Origin of the sequence: Xanthomonas fragariae (assembly GCF_900183975.1) — a bacterium.
Lineage (GTDB): Bacteria > Pseudomonadota > Gammaproteobacteria > Xanthomonadales > Xanthomonadaceae > Xanthomonas > Xanthomonas fragariae.
In genome coordinates this window covers 2,061,325-2,077,472 of sequence record NZ_LT853882.1, presented here as the reverse complement: position 1 = coordinate 2,077,472, position 16,148 = coordinate 2,061,325, and the positions used below count along the sequence as shown (strand labels likewise).

Annotated in this window: 14 protein-coding genes and 3 pseudogenes; 5 read left to right on the top strand and 12 right to left on the bottom strand. The window is 59.5% G+C overall.

Features of this window, described 5'->3' with window-relative positions; translation table 11 throughout:
- The first annotated feature begins 159 nt into the window (after positions 1–159).
- The 3 genes and pseudogenes from PD885_RS09695 to PD885_RS09685 all read left to right on the top strand — a co-directional run bounded on the left by PD885_RS09695 (position 160) and on the right by PD885_RS09685 (position 3,925).
- Positions 160–931 (top strand): IS5 family transposase gene (locus PD885_RS09695; RefSeq protein WP_088056830.1). Its coding sequence is split into 2 segments (ribosomal slippage): positions 160–404 and positions 403–931, totalling 774 coding nucleotides; the frame shifts between segments, so codons are not numbered across the junction.
- A 341-nt stretch (positions 932–1,272) separates the two neighbouring features.
- Complete coding sequence (locus PD885_RS20655) at positions 1,273–2,145, top strand: hypothetical protein (protein WP_145954097.1); 873 nt, start codon at positions 1,273–1,275, stop codon at positions 2,143–2,145.
- A 404-nt stretch (positions 2,146–2,549) separates the two neighbouring features.
- A pseudogene (locus PD885_RS09685) lies at positions 2,550–3,925 on the top strand (IS5 family transposase).
- A gap of 244 nt (positions 3,926–4,169) precedes the next feature.
- Here PD885_RS09685 and PD885_RS09680 read toward each other — a convergent pair.
- The 10 genes and pseudogenes from PD885_RS09680 to PD885_RS09635 all read right to left on the bottom strand — a co-directional run.
- Positions 4,170–5,075: pseudogene (locus PD885_RS09680) on the bottom strand (IS3 family transposase); the annotation flags it as partial.
- A 22-nt stretch (positions 5,076–5,097) separates the two neighbouring features.
- The gene (locus tag PD885_RS09675; protein WP_088056828.1) at positions 5,098–6,465 is read right to left on the bottom strand and encodes an IS5 family transposase; all 1,368 of its coding nucleotides are present in this window, start codon (positions 6,463–6,465) and stop codon (positions 5,098–5,100) included.
- A 117-nt stretch (positions 6,466–6,582) separates the two neighbouring features.
- Positions 6,583–6,825: pseudogene (locus PD885_RS09670) on the bottom strand (transposase); the annotation flags it as partial.
- 85 nt (positions 6,826–6,910) lie between these two features.
- Positions 6,911–7,525, bottom strand: coding sequence for a P-type conjugative transfer protein TrbJ (trbJ, locus tag PD885_RS09665; RefSeq protein ID WP_040762517.1), 615 nt, complete (start codon positions 7,523–7,525; stop codon positions 6,911–6,913).
- 156 nt (positions 7,526–7,681) lie between these two features.
- Positions 7,682–8,101 carry a type II toxin-antitoxin system VapC family toxin gene (locus tag PD885_RS09660; protein WP_002805728.1) on the bottom strand — a complete coding sequence of 140 codons (420 nt, stop codon included), beginning with the start codon at positions 8,099–8,101 and terminating at the stop codon, positions 7,682–7,684.
- Positions 8,098–8,352, bottom strand: a complete 255-nt coding sequence (locus PD885_RS09655) for a FitA-like ribbon-helix-helix domain-containing protein (protein ID WP_002805732.1) — start codon at positions 8,350–8,352, stop codon at positions 8,098–8,100. Before PD885_RS09655 ends, PD885_RS09660 begins: the two co-directional genes overlap by 4 nt.
- Positions 8,353–8,763: 411 nt before the next feature.
- Positions 8,764–9,045 (bottom strand): TraK family protein, encoded by a 282-nt coding sequence (locus tag PD885_RS09650; RefSeq protein WP_002805735.1) that lies wholly within the window; start codon positions 9,043–9,045, stop codon positions 8,764–8,766.
- A gap of 661 nt (positions 9,046–9,706) precedes the next feature.
- Complete coding sequence (repC, locus tag PD885_RS09645) at positions 9,707–10,612, bottom strand: replication protein C, IncQ-type (protein ID WP_425477658.1); 906 nt, start codon at positions 10,610–10,612, stop codon at positions 9,707–9,709.
- Positions 10,566–11,444, bottom strand: a complete 879-nt coding sequence (locus PD885_RS09640) for a helicase RepA family protein (protein ID WP_002805739.1) — start codon at positions 11,442–11,444, stop codon at positions 10,566–10,568. The genes repC and PD885_RS09640 overlap by 47 nt, the downstream gene beginning before the upstream one ends.
- 3 nt (positions 11,445–11,447) lie before the next feature.
- On the bottom strand, positions 11,448–11,681 hold the full coding sequence (locus PD885_RS09635; RefSeq protein WP_002805742.1) for an SPRY domain-containing protein: 234 nt from the start codon (positions 11,679–11,681) through the stop codon (positions 11,448–11,450).
- Positions 11,682–11,762: 81 nt separating this feature from the next.
- Between PD885_RS09635 and PD885_RS09630 the strand changes: the two genes are divergently transcribed.
- Complete coding sequence (locus PD885_RS09630; protein WP_002805744.1) at positions 11,763–12,767, top strand: hypothetical protein; 1,005 nt, start codon at positions 11,763–11,765, stop codon at positions 12,765–12,767.
- Between the two features lie 73 nt (positions 12,768–12,840).
- Here the strand turns inward: PD885_RS09630 and PD885_RS09625 are convergent, their stop codons facing one another.
- Positions 12,841–14,208, bottom strand: a complete 1,368-nt coding sequence (locus tag PD885_RS09625) for an IS5 family transposase (protein ID WP_088057118.1) — start codon at positions 14,206–14,208, stop codon at positions 12,841–12,843.
- Between the two features lie 191 nt (positions 14,209–14,399).
- Between PD885_RS09625 and PD885_RS09620 the strand changes: the two genes are divergently transcribed.
- On the top strand, positions 14,400–14,657 hold the full coding sequence (locus tag PD885_RS09620; protein ID WP_002805752.1) for a helix-turn-helix transcriptional regulator: 258 nt from the start codon (positions 14,400–14,402) through the stop codon (positions 14,655–14,657).
- Positions 14,658–14,740: 83 nt separating this feature from the next.
- Here PD885_RS09620 and PD885_RS09615 read toward each other — a convergent pair whose 3' ends face one another.
- Positions 14,741–15,952, bottom strand: coding sequence for a tyrosine-type recombinase/integrase (locus tag PD885_RS09615; protein WP_002805754.1), 1,212 nt, complete (start codon positions 15,950–15,952; stop codon positions 14,741–14,743).
- Between the last annotated feature and the right edge of the window lie 196 nt (positions 15,953–16,148).

Below are 16,148 nucleotides of genomic sequence, written 5' to 3'. Positions count from 1 at the left end.
AAAATTTCGAAGTGGCTGAGCGATTTACCCTATCCGGGTGGGCACATCGCACGGGTCATAGTCGATGCAGTGCGCTGAGATCCAGCTAAGAACCTGTTCACGATCTTTCCTGATTGGTGCAGACTCTGCGGATGCGCCAAAAAAACCTATCCGAGCGACATGAGCCGGGAGCGTTTCGAACACATCCTCCCGATCCTGGAACAAGCGCGCAAGCGCACCAAGCCACGCCGAGTGGATATGTATGAGGTGTGGTGCGCAGTGTTGTACGTGCTGCGAACCGGTTGCCAATGGCGAGCGCTACCCAGCGACTTTCCGAAGTGGCGGACCGTGCACTCGTACTTTGCCAAGTGGAGCGAGTGCGACGATGAAGGAGTGAGCCTGCTGGAGCGGGCGCTCAAAAAATCAGGTTGGCGTGGCCCGCCAGAAACAGGAGCGCAACATCTTCAGCAGGTTCTTGATCGTGGACGCGCAGAGCGTCAAGAACACGGACACAGCCGGGCAAAAGGGATATGACGCGGGCAAAAAGGTGTCGGGCATCAAGCGGCATATCGCTGTTGATACCCAGGGGTTGCCCCATGCCATCGCGGTGACGACGGCGGAGGTGACCGACCGCAAAGGTGCGCTGCAGGCGCTGGAGCGCTGTCAGTCAAACTTGACGCATGTACAAAGCCTGCTGTGCGACAGTGGTTACACCGGAGTAGCGTTTGCCGAAGGCGTGCGAGAGATTCTAGGCGAGCAGCTCACGGTGCAGATTGCCAAGCGCAGCGAACTGCACACCTTCAAGGTCATGCCCAAGCGCTGGATCGTCGAGCGCAGTTTTGCCTGGCTGGAGAAAAACCGAAGGCTGTGGAAGAACTGCGAGCGCAAACTCAACACCAGCTTGCAGTTCATCCATCTGGCCTTCTTGGCGCTTCTACTCAAAAGATCGTGAACAGGCTCTAAGATGTTGGACCCGAGGTATTGATGATGCAATCTTTTCCCTGGCGAATTCCTACCTGCCCTCAACTTCGCCCGTGACCTGGCATATCCCTGTTGATGCACAAGCGCGCTGCGGAGTCTTGAAAGCAGCGGTATTCGTTTTCGTTCACCATGGTTCGCTCATGCGAGGTTGCACACACCGCTGACGGCTAATCTGGACACATTACATCTAGGAAACTTGCAATGCGCCCCAATTCGATCGGCTCTTCTCATTCTCCCCATCCCTCGGACGACGACTACAGTTCATCCGAAGAGTCTACGCGCCCTCAGAGAACACAGGAAAGGACCGCTCGGTTGAACGTGCAGTCCGATGGCATCCTTGCCGATCTTCCCACCCGGCGAGGATCTAACTCACCACGCCACACCAATTTAACGCATGCCCGCGCTTCGACATTACCAGGCATTTACGAAAATCAAGCAAATTCCGGCTCCATTGTGCAAGGGCAATTCATTGAAGCCGCTAATCATCTGCAGCGGCTATATTTGCAGCCGCTAGCGGTGCCGCCAGAAGCCGAAGACATGGGCCATCCGGAGCCAACGCTTACTGCTTCTTATTCTGTCCATCCCTCGGACGATGACTACAGTTCATCCGAAGAGTCTACGCGCCCTCAGAGAACACAGGAAAGGACCAATCGGTTGAACGCTCAGGCCGATAGGATCCTTGCCGATCTTCCCACCCAGCGAGGATCTAACTCACCACGCCACACCAATTTAACGCATGCCCGCGCTTCGACATTACTAGACATTTATCGAAATCGAGCAGATGCCGGCTCCATTACGCAATTGCAATTCATTGAAGCTGCAAATTATTTACGCGATCTATCGAGGCTGCCAGAAGCCGCTTCAGATGCCGGCTCCAGTACGCAACGGCAATTCATTGAAGCCCCACATTATTTACGCAATCTACCGAGGCTGCCAGAAGCCGCTTCAAATGCCGGCTCCATTACGCAACGGCAATTCATTGAAGCCCCACATTATTTACGCAATCTATCGAGGCTGCCAGAAGCCTTTTCAGATTCAGATGCAGATTCAGATGCAGATTCATATCGATATCCATATCGATATCCATATCGATATCCATATCGATATCCATATGCAGATCCATATGCAGATTCAGATTCAGATTCAGATATAGATAGGCCTTATGACCCGTGGATGTATAGATAGGCCTTATGACCCGTGGATGAGATTTCCTGATTAGCCCTGGCCCTCGGCCGGAAAAATTGCGATTTTCTCGCAAAATTGGCCGCAATCAATGCTGGCAGCGCATCATGGCTGCAAAAAGTCGCCTCGGCACTTTGCGCAGGCAGAGCTTGAGGCTGAAACGATAGGAAGCTTTGGACAAATGGCGCCGTATGCAGCCCAATGCCTGAAAGCTGGCTGAGACTCAGGGCTATTGTGCTCCACGCGGCTACCCATCCCTTGCCGCCAGCGCATCCTAAGAGCGGCTAACAAGTCGCCCCTGAAAAACCCCAACCACCCAACGACCGCAAGGCCTTGATGTCTGCACCGGCGTGCCAGAACTACCAGTGTTCGCTACGCTGAAGGCTGGTTTCTTGCAATTTGCGCCCATGCGTACACGCCGTCCTGCTGCCGAAGACAGACCCGCCGACGAGTTGTTTCGTTCGCGGCTGGAGAACCAGATCGATCTGCGTCATCCGCTGGCGCGGCTGAGCCAACGGATGCCGTGGGCGGCGTTGGAGCAAGCACTTTCATCGCGCTTGCCGGCCACCCAGGCCGGTGGCGGTCGGCCGGCATTGCCGGTGCGGCTGATTGCCGGTTTGCTCTACCTCAAACACGCCTACGACCTTTCCGATGAAGCGGTGTGCGAGCGCTGGCTGGAGAATCCGTACTGGCAGTTTTTCACCGGTGAGGTCGTGTTCCAGACGCGCTTGCCGTGCGATGCCAGCTCGCTGACGCGCTGGCGGCAGCGCCTGGGTGAGGCCGGGATGGAAGAGCTGTTGGCGCACACCATCAACGCCGCGCATGCGATGCAGGCGGTGGACGCACGCGGTTGTCGCGGTTGTCGCGGGTGATCGTGGACACCACGGTGCAGGAAAAGGCGATCGCCTATCCGACCGACAGCCGTTTGCTTGAAGTGGCCCGCAAGAAGCTGGTGTTACTGGCCAAGCGGCACGGCATCGGATTGCGGCAGAGCTACGCGCGGCAAGGCCCGGCCCTGAGCCGCAAGGCAGGTCGGTATGCGCATGCGCGCCAGTTCAAGCGGATGTGGCGCATCCTGCGACGTCAACGCACAGTGCTGGGACGGCTCATGCGCGACATCCAACGCAAACTCGATCAGGTAAACACCGGCGTGCGCGAGCGCATCGCTGTCTGGCTGGAACGTGCGCAACGGCTGTACACGCAGCGTCCGAAGGACAAACAAAAACTCTACGCATTGCATGCCCCGGAAGTGGAATGCATCGGCAAGGGCAAGGCGCGTCAAGCGTACGAATTCGGCGTCAAGGTCGGCATTGCGGTCACCGCCTGCAAGGGATTGGTCGTGGGTGCGCGCAGCTTCCCGGGCAACCCGTACGACGGCGATACCTTGGCCGAGCAGCTGGAGCAGACACGCGGGTTGCTGCAGGATGTGAGCGTAGAACCGACGGTGGCGATCGTGGACCTGGGCGATCGCGGGCGCGAGGTCGATGGCGTGCAGGTCCTGCATCGCGGCAAGGCCAAGACGCTGACGCGACGGCAATGGCGCTGGATCAAGCGACGGCAGGCGGTGGAGCCGGTGATCGGACATCTGAAAGACGACTGCAGGTTGCGTCGCTGCAGGCTGAAAGGTGCCCAAGGCGATGCGCTGCACGTGCTCGGCTGCGCCGCCGGCTACAACCTGCACTGGCTGCTGCGCTGGATCGCGTTTTTGCGTGCCTGGATGCGGGCGATGGGATGGTCATCCTTGAGTGCCGTGCCGCTGTCACCGACGGCACTTGGCGCTTGACGGGGATTTTTCAGGGACGACTAAAGACCGAATGGCCGCCCCATGGGCAAGGGCTTGGCGTCGCCCTAAAGGGCGGCGGCAAGTGCCGCGCCTAGTGGATGATCTTGGAAGATCATGGATGGAATTCACGGACTAGCCGCAAGCCCGCACCACTGCTGTGTTTCTCAGTTTGGGCCGGGGAACGTTGCTACGGGTGAAGGGGAGCGTTTCTACGGAGGTGATACGCCCAGGGTTCCGTAGACACTCAAGACCCTCGTTGCGCGTAGCGCCGTTCAAACTCTACAGGGGACAGGTCGCCAGTTGAACCGTGGCGGCGGTTGGGGTTGTAGAACATCTCGATGTAGTCGAATACCTCGGCGCGAGCGGCGTCCTTGGTGGAATAGGTCCGCCGCCTGATCCGCTCGCGTTTGAGCAGGCCGAAGAAGCTCTCCACGGGTGCGTTGTCGTGGCAGTTGCCACGCCGACTCATGCTGCACACCACGCCATGGGACGCTAGGAAACTCTGCCAGTCATCGCTGGTGTAGACAGACCCTTGGTCCGAATGAACCAAGCAACCAGCGTTGGGTTTGCGTCGCCACACCGCAGACAACAAGGCCTGCACGACCAACTCGGTGTCGGCCCGATCGCGCATCGCCCAGCCGACGACCTGCCGGGAAAACAGATCGATCACAACAGCCAGGTACATCCAGCCTTCATGCGTGCGGATGAAGGTGAAATCGCTCGCCCAGGTCGTGTCCGGCTCAGTCACGTCGAACTGTCGGTCAAGCAGGTTGGCCGCCGCCTTGCACTGCATTCCTCCATGGAAGCGCGGTTTGCGACCATAGCCCACCTGGGCACGCAGTCCCTCGGTGCGCATCAGCCGATGCACCCGATGGCGACTGCAACGCTCACCCAGATCGCGCAGATCCCTGGTGATCTTGCGATGCCCATAGACACTGCCGCTGGCCAGCCAGTGGTGCTTGATCAGTCCAAGCAAGCGCTCATCTTCCTTGGCGCGCTCACTGTTGGGCGAGCACAACCAGGCGTAATAGCCCGACCGGTTGACCCGCAATACCCGGCACATCGCACACACCCTGAATTCCCCACAGTGGGCTTGCATGAAGGCGTAATTTGCCCTTACCCCTTGGCAAAGTACGCGGCGGCCTTTTTTAGTCGTCTCTGAAAAATCCCCTTCAAGCGCCAAGTGCCGTCGGTGACAGCGGCACGGCACTCAAGGATGACCATCCCATCGCCCGCATCCAGGCACGCAAAAACGCGATCCAGCGCAGCAGCCAACGCAGGTTGTAGCCGGCGGCGCAGCCGAGCACGTGCAGCGCATCGCCTTGGGCACCTTTCAGCCTGCAGCGACGCAACCTGCAGTCGTTTTTCAGATGTCCGATCACCGGCTCCACCGCCTGCCGTCGCTTGATCCAGCGCCATTGCCGTCGCGTCAGCGTCTTGGCCTTGCCGCGATGCAGGACCTGCACGCCATCGACCTCGCGCCCGCGATAGCCCAGGTCCACGATCGCCACCGTCGGTTCTACGCTCACATCCTGCAGCAACCCGCGTGTCTGCTCCAGCTGCTCGGCCAAGGTATCGCCGTCGTACGGGTTGCCCGGGAAGCTGCGCGCACCCACGACCAATCCCTTGCAGGCGGTGACTGCAATGCCGACCTTGACGCCGAATTCGTACGCTTGACGCGCCTTGCCCTTGCCGATGCATTCCACTTCCGGGGCATGCAATGCGTAGAGTTTTTGTTTGTCCTTCGGACGCTGCGTGTACAGCCGTTGCGCACGTTCCAGCCAGACAGCGATGCGCTCGCGCACGCCGGTGTTTACCTGATCGAGTTTGCGTTGGATGTCGCGCACGAGCCGTCCCAGCACTGTGCGTTGACGTCGCAGCACGCGCCGCATCCGCTTGAACTGGCGCGCATGCGCATACCGACCTGCCTTGCGGCTCAGGGCCGGGCCTTGCCGCGCGTAGCTCTGCCGCAATCCGATGCCGTGCCGCTTGGCCAGTAACACCAGCTTCTTGCGTGCCACCTCCAGCAAACGGCTGTCGGTCGGATAGGCGATCGCCTTTTCCTGCACCGTGGTGTCCACGATCACCCGCGACAACTCGCGTGCGTCCACCGCCTGCATCGCATGCGCGGCGTTGATGGTGTGCGCCAGCAGCTCTTCCATCCCGGCCTCACCCAGGCGCTGCCGCCAGCGCGTCAGCGAGCTGGCATCGCACGGCAAACGCGTCTGGAACACGACCTCACCGGTGAAGAACTGCCAGTACGGATTCTCCAGCCAGCGCTCGCACACCGCTTCATCGGACAGGTCGTAGGCGTGTTTGAGGTAGAGCAAACCGGCAATCAGCCGCACCGGCAATGCCGGCCGACCGCCACCGGCCTGGGTGGCCGGCAAGCGCGATGAAAGTGCTTGCTCCAACGCCGTCCACGGCATCCGTTGGCTCAGCCGCGCCAGCGGATGACGCAGATCGATCTGGTTCTCCAGCCGCGAACGAAACAACTCATCGGCAGGCATCTCTTCGGCAGCAGGACGGCGTGTACGCATGGGCGGAAATTGCAAGAAACCAGCCTTCAGCGTAGCGAACACTGGTAGTTCTGGCACGCCGGTGAAGACATCAAGGCCTTGCGGTCGTTGGGTGGTTGGGGTTTTTCAGGGGCGACTTTTTAGGATGTCGCGCTCCTCGGTCACTCGACGCAACTCTGCCTTCAGCCGCCGAACCTCGGCGCTCTGGTCCACCTCGGCGCGCTGCACCACGCCAGGCTTGCCGAACTTGCGCAGCCAGGCGTAGAGGCTGTGCGTGGTGACACCCAGTCGCTCCGCGACTTCTGCCACCTTGAAACCACGATCGGTCACTTGCCGGACCGCCTCGATCTTGAATTCATCCGTATACCGCTTGCTGCTCATAGACACCTCCGAATTGACCATGTTCCATGGCCTTGAGATGTCTAGGAAACCCTGGGCGTATCAGCAGGCCACGGATTTGCAGGAGCTAGTTGGATTGTTGGCTGGCAATCTGGTTTGCATATCCGATGGCTTCCATCTGCCCTTTTGCGCCCTGCGCCTGCGATTGCAGCCGTTCGAGCTGGTGCGCATCCGACTTTAGATTTTCCTGCTGATCTTTGATGCCCTTAAACAGCGCATCATTTGCAGCCTTTTGAGACTGTGAAGCCAAGGCGCGGGTCTTTTCCAGCGCCGCGCGTTCGGTGTCAGAGCAGCCGGTCGAGGTGAAGCACGGCGAGGATTTGTAGTAGGACACGTCCTGGAACCTGCCTAGGTAAGCGTCCAGGCTGCCGGCCTGATTGGTGAGGTTATTCAGGGTGTCGATGGACTGCATCAAGCCGTTGATGGTGGTTTGTGCCTGATCCCACATGTAGGCCGCGGGCGCGACCGTGTTTTGCAGCATGTTTTCGTACTGCTGCAACTGCGTCTGGTATTGCTCGATTTGCTTCTGGACATGCGCAACCTGTTGAATCGCGGTGACGGTCGTTTGCGACAGGTTGGTTCCGTCAATGACCGGGATGCCCGCGTGCGCAGGCATCGAGGCGACGCCAACAGTGAGGCCTATGGAGAAAGCGATTTTAGCCGCTAAAACATGCTGCTTCATGGTCATTACCTCGCGATAAATGGCTGCACCCTCGAGCAAGCGCTCTTGTTCAAGGGTTCATCGCGTAGCTGCGCCACGGAGCTACCGGTGATTGACCTGGGCGACACCGAAGCCCGGCCTTTTTGATCAGATCACGGTGTCAAGTAGTGATTGGATTTACTGATGGTTCCAAGGATTGATAACAGTAAGCCCAGCCGCTTCGAAAGGGCTGGTGTCGCGTGTTGCTACGATAAATCCCTTGGAGGCCGCAATAGCCCCAATATATCCGTCAGGTGTTGGAAAACCCTTCCCGGCTGTGCGGGCCTTCACCGCCAGCTCGGCATAATGGCGAGCCGCTTCGGTGTCGAACATCAGCACCCGCTCGCCGAACAGTTCGAGCAAGCCGTCCAGTGCTTCGCCCAGGCCTTTCTTACGTTTCCCGTTCGGCAGCGCGCCGATGCCGAACAGCAGTTCGGCAAGCGTCACGCTGGACAGGTAGAGGGTTTCCGCTACCTGCTCATTCAACCAAGCTCGCACGGCCGGGTTGGGTTCGGGTTTTATCGCCTCGGAGACTACATTCGTATCCAAGACAATCATTCAAACCTCATCGGTTCTGCCGGCACCTTGTCGCGCACCTGGTCCAACACTGCGAAATCATCGTTTGTCAGCACTACTTGGCGGCCAAGCTCCGCCAACGCGTCGCCCATGCGGATGCGCTTTTCTGACTTAACTGCACTCTCCAGAATCTCGCGGACCTCCGCCTCTGTACTGCGGCCATGCTCGGCGGCCCGTAAGCGCAGAGCGCGATGCACCTCGTCGGGCACATTCCGCACTGTCAGGATTGCCATAGTCAGGACCTCATATGTGACTTCATTGACTTCAATATCGCACAAATGACATCATCCAGGCAAGGGCGGCTGCGGCCTATCTCTCTGGCGTTCCAAGTCTTCGGCGGTAGCCGGCCCGGCCTCGCAGAGCAGAATTTCCGTTGAGCACCGCAGGTGCGAATAAGGGACAGTGAAGTAGGCCCACCCGCGTGCGGGTGGGCCTACTTCACCTATCCTGCCCGCCTTACGGCCTTGTTTTTGCCTCGTATGACTCATCGAATTTCGCGCTGTAAGCGCACCGTTGTTTCGCAACAGCGCACCAGCAGCGCGAGGATCGACAAAAACGCCCCATTTCCGCGCGTTTGCAGCGATCCAACAACCGATAGCAGTGTTTCAGCCACGCACTTGCAGCGATTGAACACGGGGCTTTCCTTACTTCGCGCTGCCGTGACTCATGGACCCAGGCGGCGCATTGGTGATGTGCTGGCGAACGTATTTCAGGAACGTCTCATATCGAAAAGGGATGCGCCCGATATCGCGCATGTGCTCCCAGATGATCTTGAGCGTGTAGCCGGCCTCCATCGCTTTCTTAACGTCTGAGCGCGCCGCCATGAAAGCGGCCAGGTAGTCCCGGCGCTTGATCTGCGAGGTCTGCTGCTCAAGAGCGAGCCGTGCGGCCAACTCGGCAGGGTAGCTGCTGTCTGTCGTCGCCATGTCCGTAAACCTCCGTTATCAACTGAACTACTGCGAAGCTTAAGGAGTGTCGGCCTGCGCAACATTCCAATAATTGGCCGAAATGGTTGACATGAAGCTGGTGCCACTAGCGTGCCCCAAGACAGCGACGGCAGCCATTCAGCATCACCGACAAGTTGAACGCCAAGAAGGGAGTTGGTCCATAGATAATCGGCAGCGAGGTGGCCCCTCAAGTGTCAATGAACCGTTCGGCCGCCATCGTAGAAAGCGGCGTTAGACGCAAGCCTTGCCTGGGATGACGATCCTGAAACACCGCCAAAGACGGGTCTAACGTTCGCGGCCAGGCCGCGAATGGCGCTTGTTGTATGTTGTAGTGCGCTACAACATAAAAAACCGATTCATTGACACTTGAGGGGCGCTTAGTTTTTAGCCGCTAAAAATGGTGCGGCCGAGCCACCCCTCCTGGCGTACAACTCAACGGCTGAAAGCCGACCATGGCAAGGGCCTGGCGTCGCCCTACATGGCGGCGGCAAGTACCGCGCCTAGTAGATGATCCTGGAAGATCATGGATGGAACTTGCGAACTAGCCGCAAGCCCGCGCCGTTGCTGTGTTTTCCGGTTTGAGGCGGGGAACGTTGCTACGGATAAAGGGGAACGTTGCTACGGGTAAAGGGGAACATTGCTACGGGTAAAGGGGAACATTGCTACGGAGCTTGGGGAACGTTACTACGGGCTTCGGCCTGCAAATTTCACACTTCCCTGCTGCATACTCGCTCACCTTCCAGCCCACGGTAGCAAGCTCGGCCAGAGCTTTGCGCGCTTTCTGGCGGCGCTTCTTCATAGCCTCGGCGTTCGCCTGGTCCGGCCAGACGTAGCCAGCAAGCGTATCGAGTTCCACGCGCCCGGCTTTGCCAGGATCGATCCAGCCGCATAGCCGCTGGTGAATAAGGCGGGCCGGGTCGGTTTGTAGCGCCCGCACCTCGGCCATCTCGATGCGGGTATACGGGCGCCGCCCAAGAATCGCCTCTGCAATCTGGGGATTCAACGCGACGAATAGCCGTCCGTCCTCTTCGTCGAAGGCGTAGCTCATCAAGTGAAAAGACCTTTGCCTAATCCCATTGGTGACTACCACCGTCACGTTTGCCATGCGCAGCAAACACGCCTTGATCGCCCTGATATTGTCGCCGCCATCGGTCAAGCCGATTTCGGCTAGCAGGCTTGTCATGCTCTCTCGCACGACAAGCGCATCCTGCCCTACCGCTTCGAACTTCGGCTCAAGGAATAGACGCAGTTGCCTCGGCAACTCTGCTGTTGGATCTGGCGTCAGGATGATGCCCTTCGGCCCTCCAAGAGCCACAAGACCTTGTAGCAGTCGCATGTCATCAGCGCCAAGAGGCTCGAGGCCGACAAACCGCGCTTGTTCATTCTCGGCGTAGTGATACGTCACATCGAGCTTGAGCCTCTTCCGTTCGCCGCGCTTAAGACTGCGGAACAAACCGGGGACCAGGCAATGCATCGGATCGTGCCGGGCATGGGTAAGGTTAAAAGCCATCGCTTCGCCTCCTGCCATCACGTCCCTTTTCTTCATTCTTGCTGGCTTCATGCAGCTCCACTGGCACCAGAACGCCGCCTGCGTGCCGCATGTACCAGCGATCAAGCGTCGTAGCGTCGTAGTTCTGCTTGTTAACGCCGAAACGCACGAAGTAGCCGCGGCGCTCATTGCCGATGGGCTGCCGGTCATGGGCGCGGTCGCTAAGGCGCTTCGCCTCGTCCTCAGTCATGCGCGCGACGTAACCGCACCACCTGGCGTTGTCGATGAGCGCGGAAGCGCCACGCGCGGCCTGCTGCTGGTCGGTTTGGCCTTCGCGGGCACTTCCCTTGCTGACGTGGTGCAGGTAGAGCACGGATGCGCCCGTGGTAGCCGCGACCTGCTCGAACACGGCCACGAGGTTGGCCATGCTGCCATTGCTGTTCTCATCGAGGGCGTGGATGCGGCTCAGGGTGTCCAGCACGATCAGCCTGGCCCCGGCGCTGTACTCAATGACGCGGCGCAAGTGAGCCTCGTCCATGACGTTCAAGCGCTTACCCATGATTGGCTCAAGCGCAAGGTTCTCTGCGATGGCTTGGCGTGCTGCGTGTCCGAGGTGCTGGCCGATGGCGTGAATGCGCCGCACAAGCGCGGACGGCGGGTCTTCCCCAGCCAGATAAACCACGCGCCCGGAGTGTGCGGGAGCCAGGCCCACGAGGTCGCCGCCGGCAACGCTGCATGCGATGCTCATGGTCGCTTCCAGCGCCCAGAAGCTCTTACCGGTGGCTCCTGGAGCAACGAGCGCGCCCACGGTTCCCGCCAGGAAGCCCGGCCATATGAAGTCCAGCACCGGCGGTTCGCACTCGAACGCCGCGAGGACGTCAATCGCCACGCCTCAGTTCCCCGTTCCGTATAGGGACTCGTCGCTCAACACCTCGGCGATCTGCGAGGTTCGGAAGTAGACGCGCCGACCGATCTTGAAGCGAGCCTTGTTGATTCGCCCCGCCCATTCGCTCGCCGTGCGCAAACTGACCCGCAGTCCATCCGGTGATCGATCCAGGACAGAGGCGAGCTGCGCCATGCTCAGCAGCGGGCCGAAGCGTTGCAGCAGCGTGTCTTCTATCATCATTGCGTAAACCTCCGTTATCAACCGAATTGCTACGAAGGTTAGGTTTTATGGGGATTACCTACATCTTATTAGTTGTCCAAAATGGTTGACATGAAGAATGATACAACCATTGTCACCTGGGAAGGCTGCGACCCCACTGTCTCGGAAGCCATCGAGCAGTTCGAGGATCGCTGGCGGCCGTATTCCGCCTCCTCGCGGCGCTACCCCATCGTTGGGCTGATACAGGAACTCATTGACCCCGCCGTGGCTGCGTACACGGCGACGCTGCCGCAACGCTGCTTGGGCCATATCCCCGGAGCAGGAACAGGGGTGAGTTTCAGCGGAATCATCCGACTGGTGGGACTTGATGCGATGGTTCTCCTGCAACGGGAACTACTCCGGAAGTTCATCCGCCAGGAGGACTGCACAAGCGCAAGGGACAAACGGTTTACAGCTACCCTCGAATCGCTGTTTGAGCTGATATGGGCCTGCGCCCGCAAGCAACCAGTCGAATCGCCACTGCGCGGCTCGGATGGCAAGGCACGCGGCTTGAATGGAAGACGCCGGCAAGGATTTTGCCGATTTTGCGGAGCGCTTACCGAGCTGGCTTCGTTTGCAGGCGATGAGTCTCAATTGCGCGGAGCCGCTGACTCACTTCGCTTGAGCAGCCTGTACTGCGTAGCTCATAAGCCCAAGCTGCTGAACGGCGCAGCGAACCCTGCCTATAGACAAGTAACACGATCCATCGCGCAATTCGATCTCGAATTGGCAAGACTTACCCGGCAATGCGCGAAGCGATCCAGACCCCATGCAGCGGCATCAGGCGACAAACTGGTTGATGGTTACTTCTTTCACTACATGCTGAGTCAGACCTTACAGCCAGCCAACCTGACTGAGCTACGCAACCTGGCGCGATTGATGGTGGACTCGAAGCTGTCGGACACCAAGAAGAAGATTTTGTTGCTCCAGTATTCCGGGCTTAATCAGTCAGAGATTGCAGAACAGCTTTCAAGTAACGATCAACGGCCGCTGACGCGCCAAGCAGTATCTAAAACCCTTAAGGCGCTGGCATCAATCCCTGCAACGTTTCACCTGAAGAAGCGGTAGGCGCGCTCATTCCCCGACCTTTTTCGTTGTCAACCAAAGTGAACAATTATTAGTCGTCCCTGAAAAATCCCCTTCAAGCGCCAAGTGCCGTCGGTGACAGCGGCGCGGTACTCAAGGATGACCATCCCATCGCCCGCATCCAGGCACGCAAAAACGCGATCCAGCGCAGCAGCCAGCGCAGGTTGTAGCCGGCGGCGCAGCCGAGCACGTGCAGCGCATCGCCTTGGGCACCTTTCAGCCTGCAGCGACGCAACCGGCAGTCGTCTTTCAGATGTCCGATCACCGGCTCCACCGCCTGCCGTCGCTTGATCCAGCGCCATTGCCGTCGCGTCAGCGTCTTGGCCTTGCCGCGATGCAGGACCTGCACGCCATCGACCGCGCGCCCGCGATAGCCCAGGTCCACGATCGCCACCGTCGGTTCTACGCTCACATCCTGCAGCAACCCGCGTGTCTGCTCCAGCTGCTCGGCCAAGGTATCGCCGTCGTACGGGTTGCCCGGGAAGCTGCGCGCACCCACGACCAATCCCTTGCAGGCGGTGACCGCAATGCCGACCTTGACGCCGAATTCGTACGCTTGACGCGCCTTGCCCTTGCCGATGCATTCCACTTCCGGGGCATGCAATGCGTAGAGTTTTTGTTTGTCCTTCGGACGCTGCGTGTACAGCCGTTGCGCACGTTCCAGCCAGACAGCGATGCGCTCGCGCACGCCGGGTTCCACCTGGTCCAGCTTGCGCTCGATATCGCGCAACACCCGCCCCAATACCGTGCGTTGACGTCGCAGCACGCGCTGCATGCGCTTGAACTGGCGCGCATGCGCATACCGACCTGCCTTGCGGCTCAGGGCCGGGCCTTGCCGCGCGTAGCTCTGCCGCAATCCGATGCCGTGCCGCCTGGCCACTAAAACCAGCTTCTTGCGTGCCACCTCCAGCAAACGGCTGTCGGTCGGATAGGCGATCGCCTTCTCTTGCACCGTGGTGTCCACGATCACCCGCGACAACTCGCGTGCGTCCACCGCCTGCATCGCATGCGCGGCGTTGATGGTGTGCGCCAGCAGCTCTTCCATCCCGGCCTCACCCAGGCGCTGCCGCCAGCGCGTCAGCGAGCTGGCATCGCACGGCAAACGCGTCTGGAACACGACCTCACCGGTGAAGAACTGCCAGTACGGATTCTCCAGCCAGCGCTCGCACACCGCTTCATCGGACAGGTCGTAGGCGTGTTTGAGGTAGAGCAAACCGGCAATCAGCCGCACCGGCAATGCCGGCCGACCGCCACCGGCCTGGGTGGCCGGCAAGCGCGATGAAAGTGCTTGCTCCAACGCCGTCCACGGCATCCGTTGGCTCAGCCGCGCCAGCGGATGACGCAGATCGATCTGGTTCTCCAGCCGCGATCGAAACAACTCATCGGCAGGCATGTCTTCGGCAGCAGGACGGCGTGTACGCATGGGCGGAAATTGCCAGAAACCAGCCTTCAGCGTAGCGAACACTGGTAGTTTTGGCACGCCGGTGCAGACATCAAGGCCTTGCGGTCGTTGGGTGGTTGGGGTTTTTCAGGGGCGACTTATTAGGCCGATCTGATCTGAATTGCCGGGCACCATCAGGCACATGTTCGCAATTGACTGAAAGAGGCCAGGGGATGCAGGCAACGACAAGTAAGACGCTCATCAATCGCAAGAAACTGCTGGCGATGATCCCGCTGTCTGAGCGCACGATTTTCAACATGGAGCAGCGCGGGGAGTTCCCGCGCCGGATCGCACTCACCAGCCGAAATGTCGCCTGGGACTTGACCGAGATCGAGGAATGGATTGAGGCGCGCAAGGCGTCTGGCACTCAGGCCATGCGCCCCGGATTCACTCCATCGCCAGTAGCAGGCGGTTCCGTCGCCGCTTTTTAGCGGCTAAAACGCTGCGCCCCTCAAGTGTCAATAAAGCCCGAGGCGACGCCTCGATGCGTGGGCGGCTACTGCCTACCCTGCCTTCAACTGACCGATCCCTTCGGCCGTTTCAGCGTCCATTCGTCGATCATGTCCGCCCAATCCTGCAACATCGCCGTGCGCTGCTCGCGATACTCAGCCTTGTTGTAGACGGCTCTGACGCCCTTCTGTTCGTGGGCAAGGCACTTCTCGATCCAATCGGTGTTGTAGCCAGCTTCGTGCAGCAACGTGCTGGCCGTGCGCCGCAAGTCATGTGGGCCGAACTTGGCGAGTGACTTCCCTTCCTTCTGCGCCAGTCGATACGTCAACGTCAGCACCTGGTTGAGCGTGGCGCTGCTCATGGGCAAGTCCGAGTCATACCGCGACGGCAACACGTAGTCCGATCCCCCCGCAAAGGTTTTCATGGCAATGAAGATATCCAGCGCCTGCTGGGACAAGAACACCAGGTGCGGATTGCGCCGCTTCATCCGCTCCTTCGGGATCGTCCAAAGCGCATCACTGAAATTGATCTCGCTCCAGGTCGCATTGGTCAGCTCACTCTTACGCACCATCGTCAGCAGCAGCAGCTTGGCCGCCGCCCGGATGGATGGCGTTGTGCCGATGCGCTCCATGTATTGGTACATCAAGCTGATTTCGTCCGGGTTCAGCGCACGGTCGCGCGGCTCGAACTTGGCAATGCTCGTCGGGCGCACCAGCTCTGCCGGGTTCTCAACCTTTTGGCCGCGCTCGATAGCCCAACGATAGACCTGCGACACCACTTCGCGGGCATGCACCGCGGTTGCCGGTGCGCCTCGCTCCACGATGGCATCGGTCAGCGCGCGCAAGTCCTCGTGGGCAATCTCCACCAGTTTCTGATTGCCGAATTTCGGCTTCAAGTCTCGCTCGTAGACTGAGCGGCGCATATCGCGGGTGGAATCGGCCATCTGGTAGCCGCGCAGCCACTTTTCTGCCCAGGCTCCAAACGTCTCCGCATCCTTGACGCGGGCCTTGTCTCGCGCCTTTTCCTTGGCAGGCGACTTCCCGGCCGCGATCATCTTCTTGGCCTCGCCCAGCCGCTGGCGGGCCTCGGCCAGCGTGATGCCGCCTACGCAATAGCGGCCGAAGGTGATGGTTTCCTGGCGGCCGTGGATCGAGTAGTTGTAGCGGAACGAGATCGCCCCAGCCGGCGTGACGGCCACATGGAGGCCGTCACGGTCGTTCTTCTTGTAGAGCTTGTCTCTCGGCTTGAGGTTGCGCAGCTTGGTATCGGTAAGCATGGTTCTCGCCCTAGGTCGGCTCAAATACCATGATCGAAAATCAGCCCAATCCTGGCGTAAAAACACAATGGAATCATTGCACTACGTCAGATAAATACCATGATAGGTAGAAGGGTAGCTACATGGTATCGGTGGCACCTCATGGCATCGAAGCATTCAATGCCATTCATCATGCCATGAAAAAACGGTGCTCGGG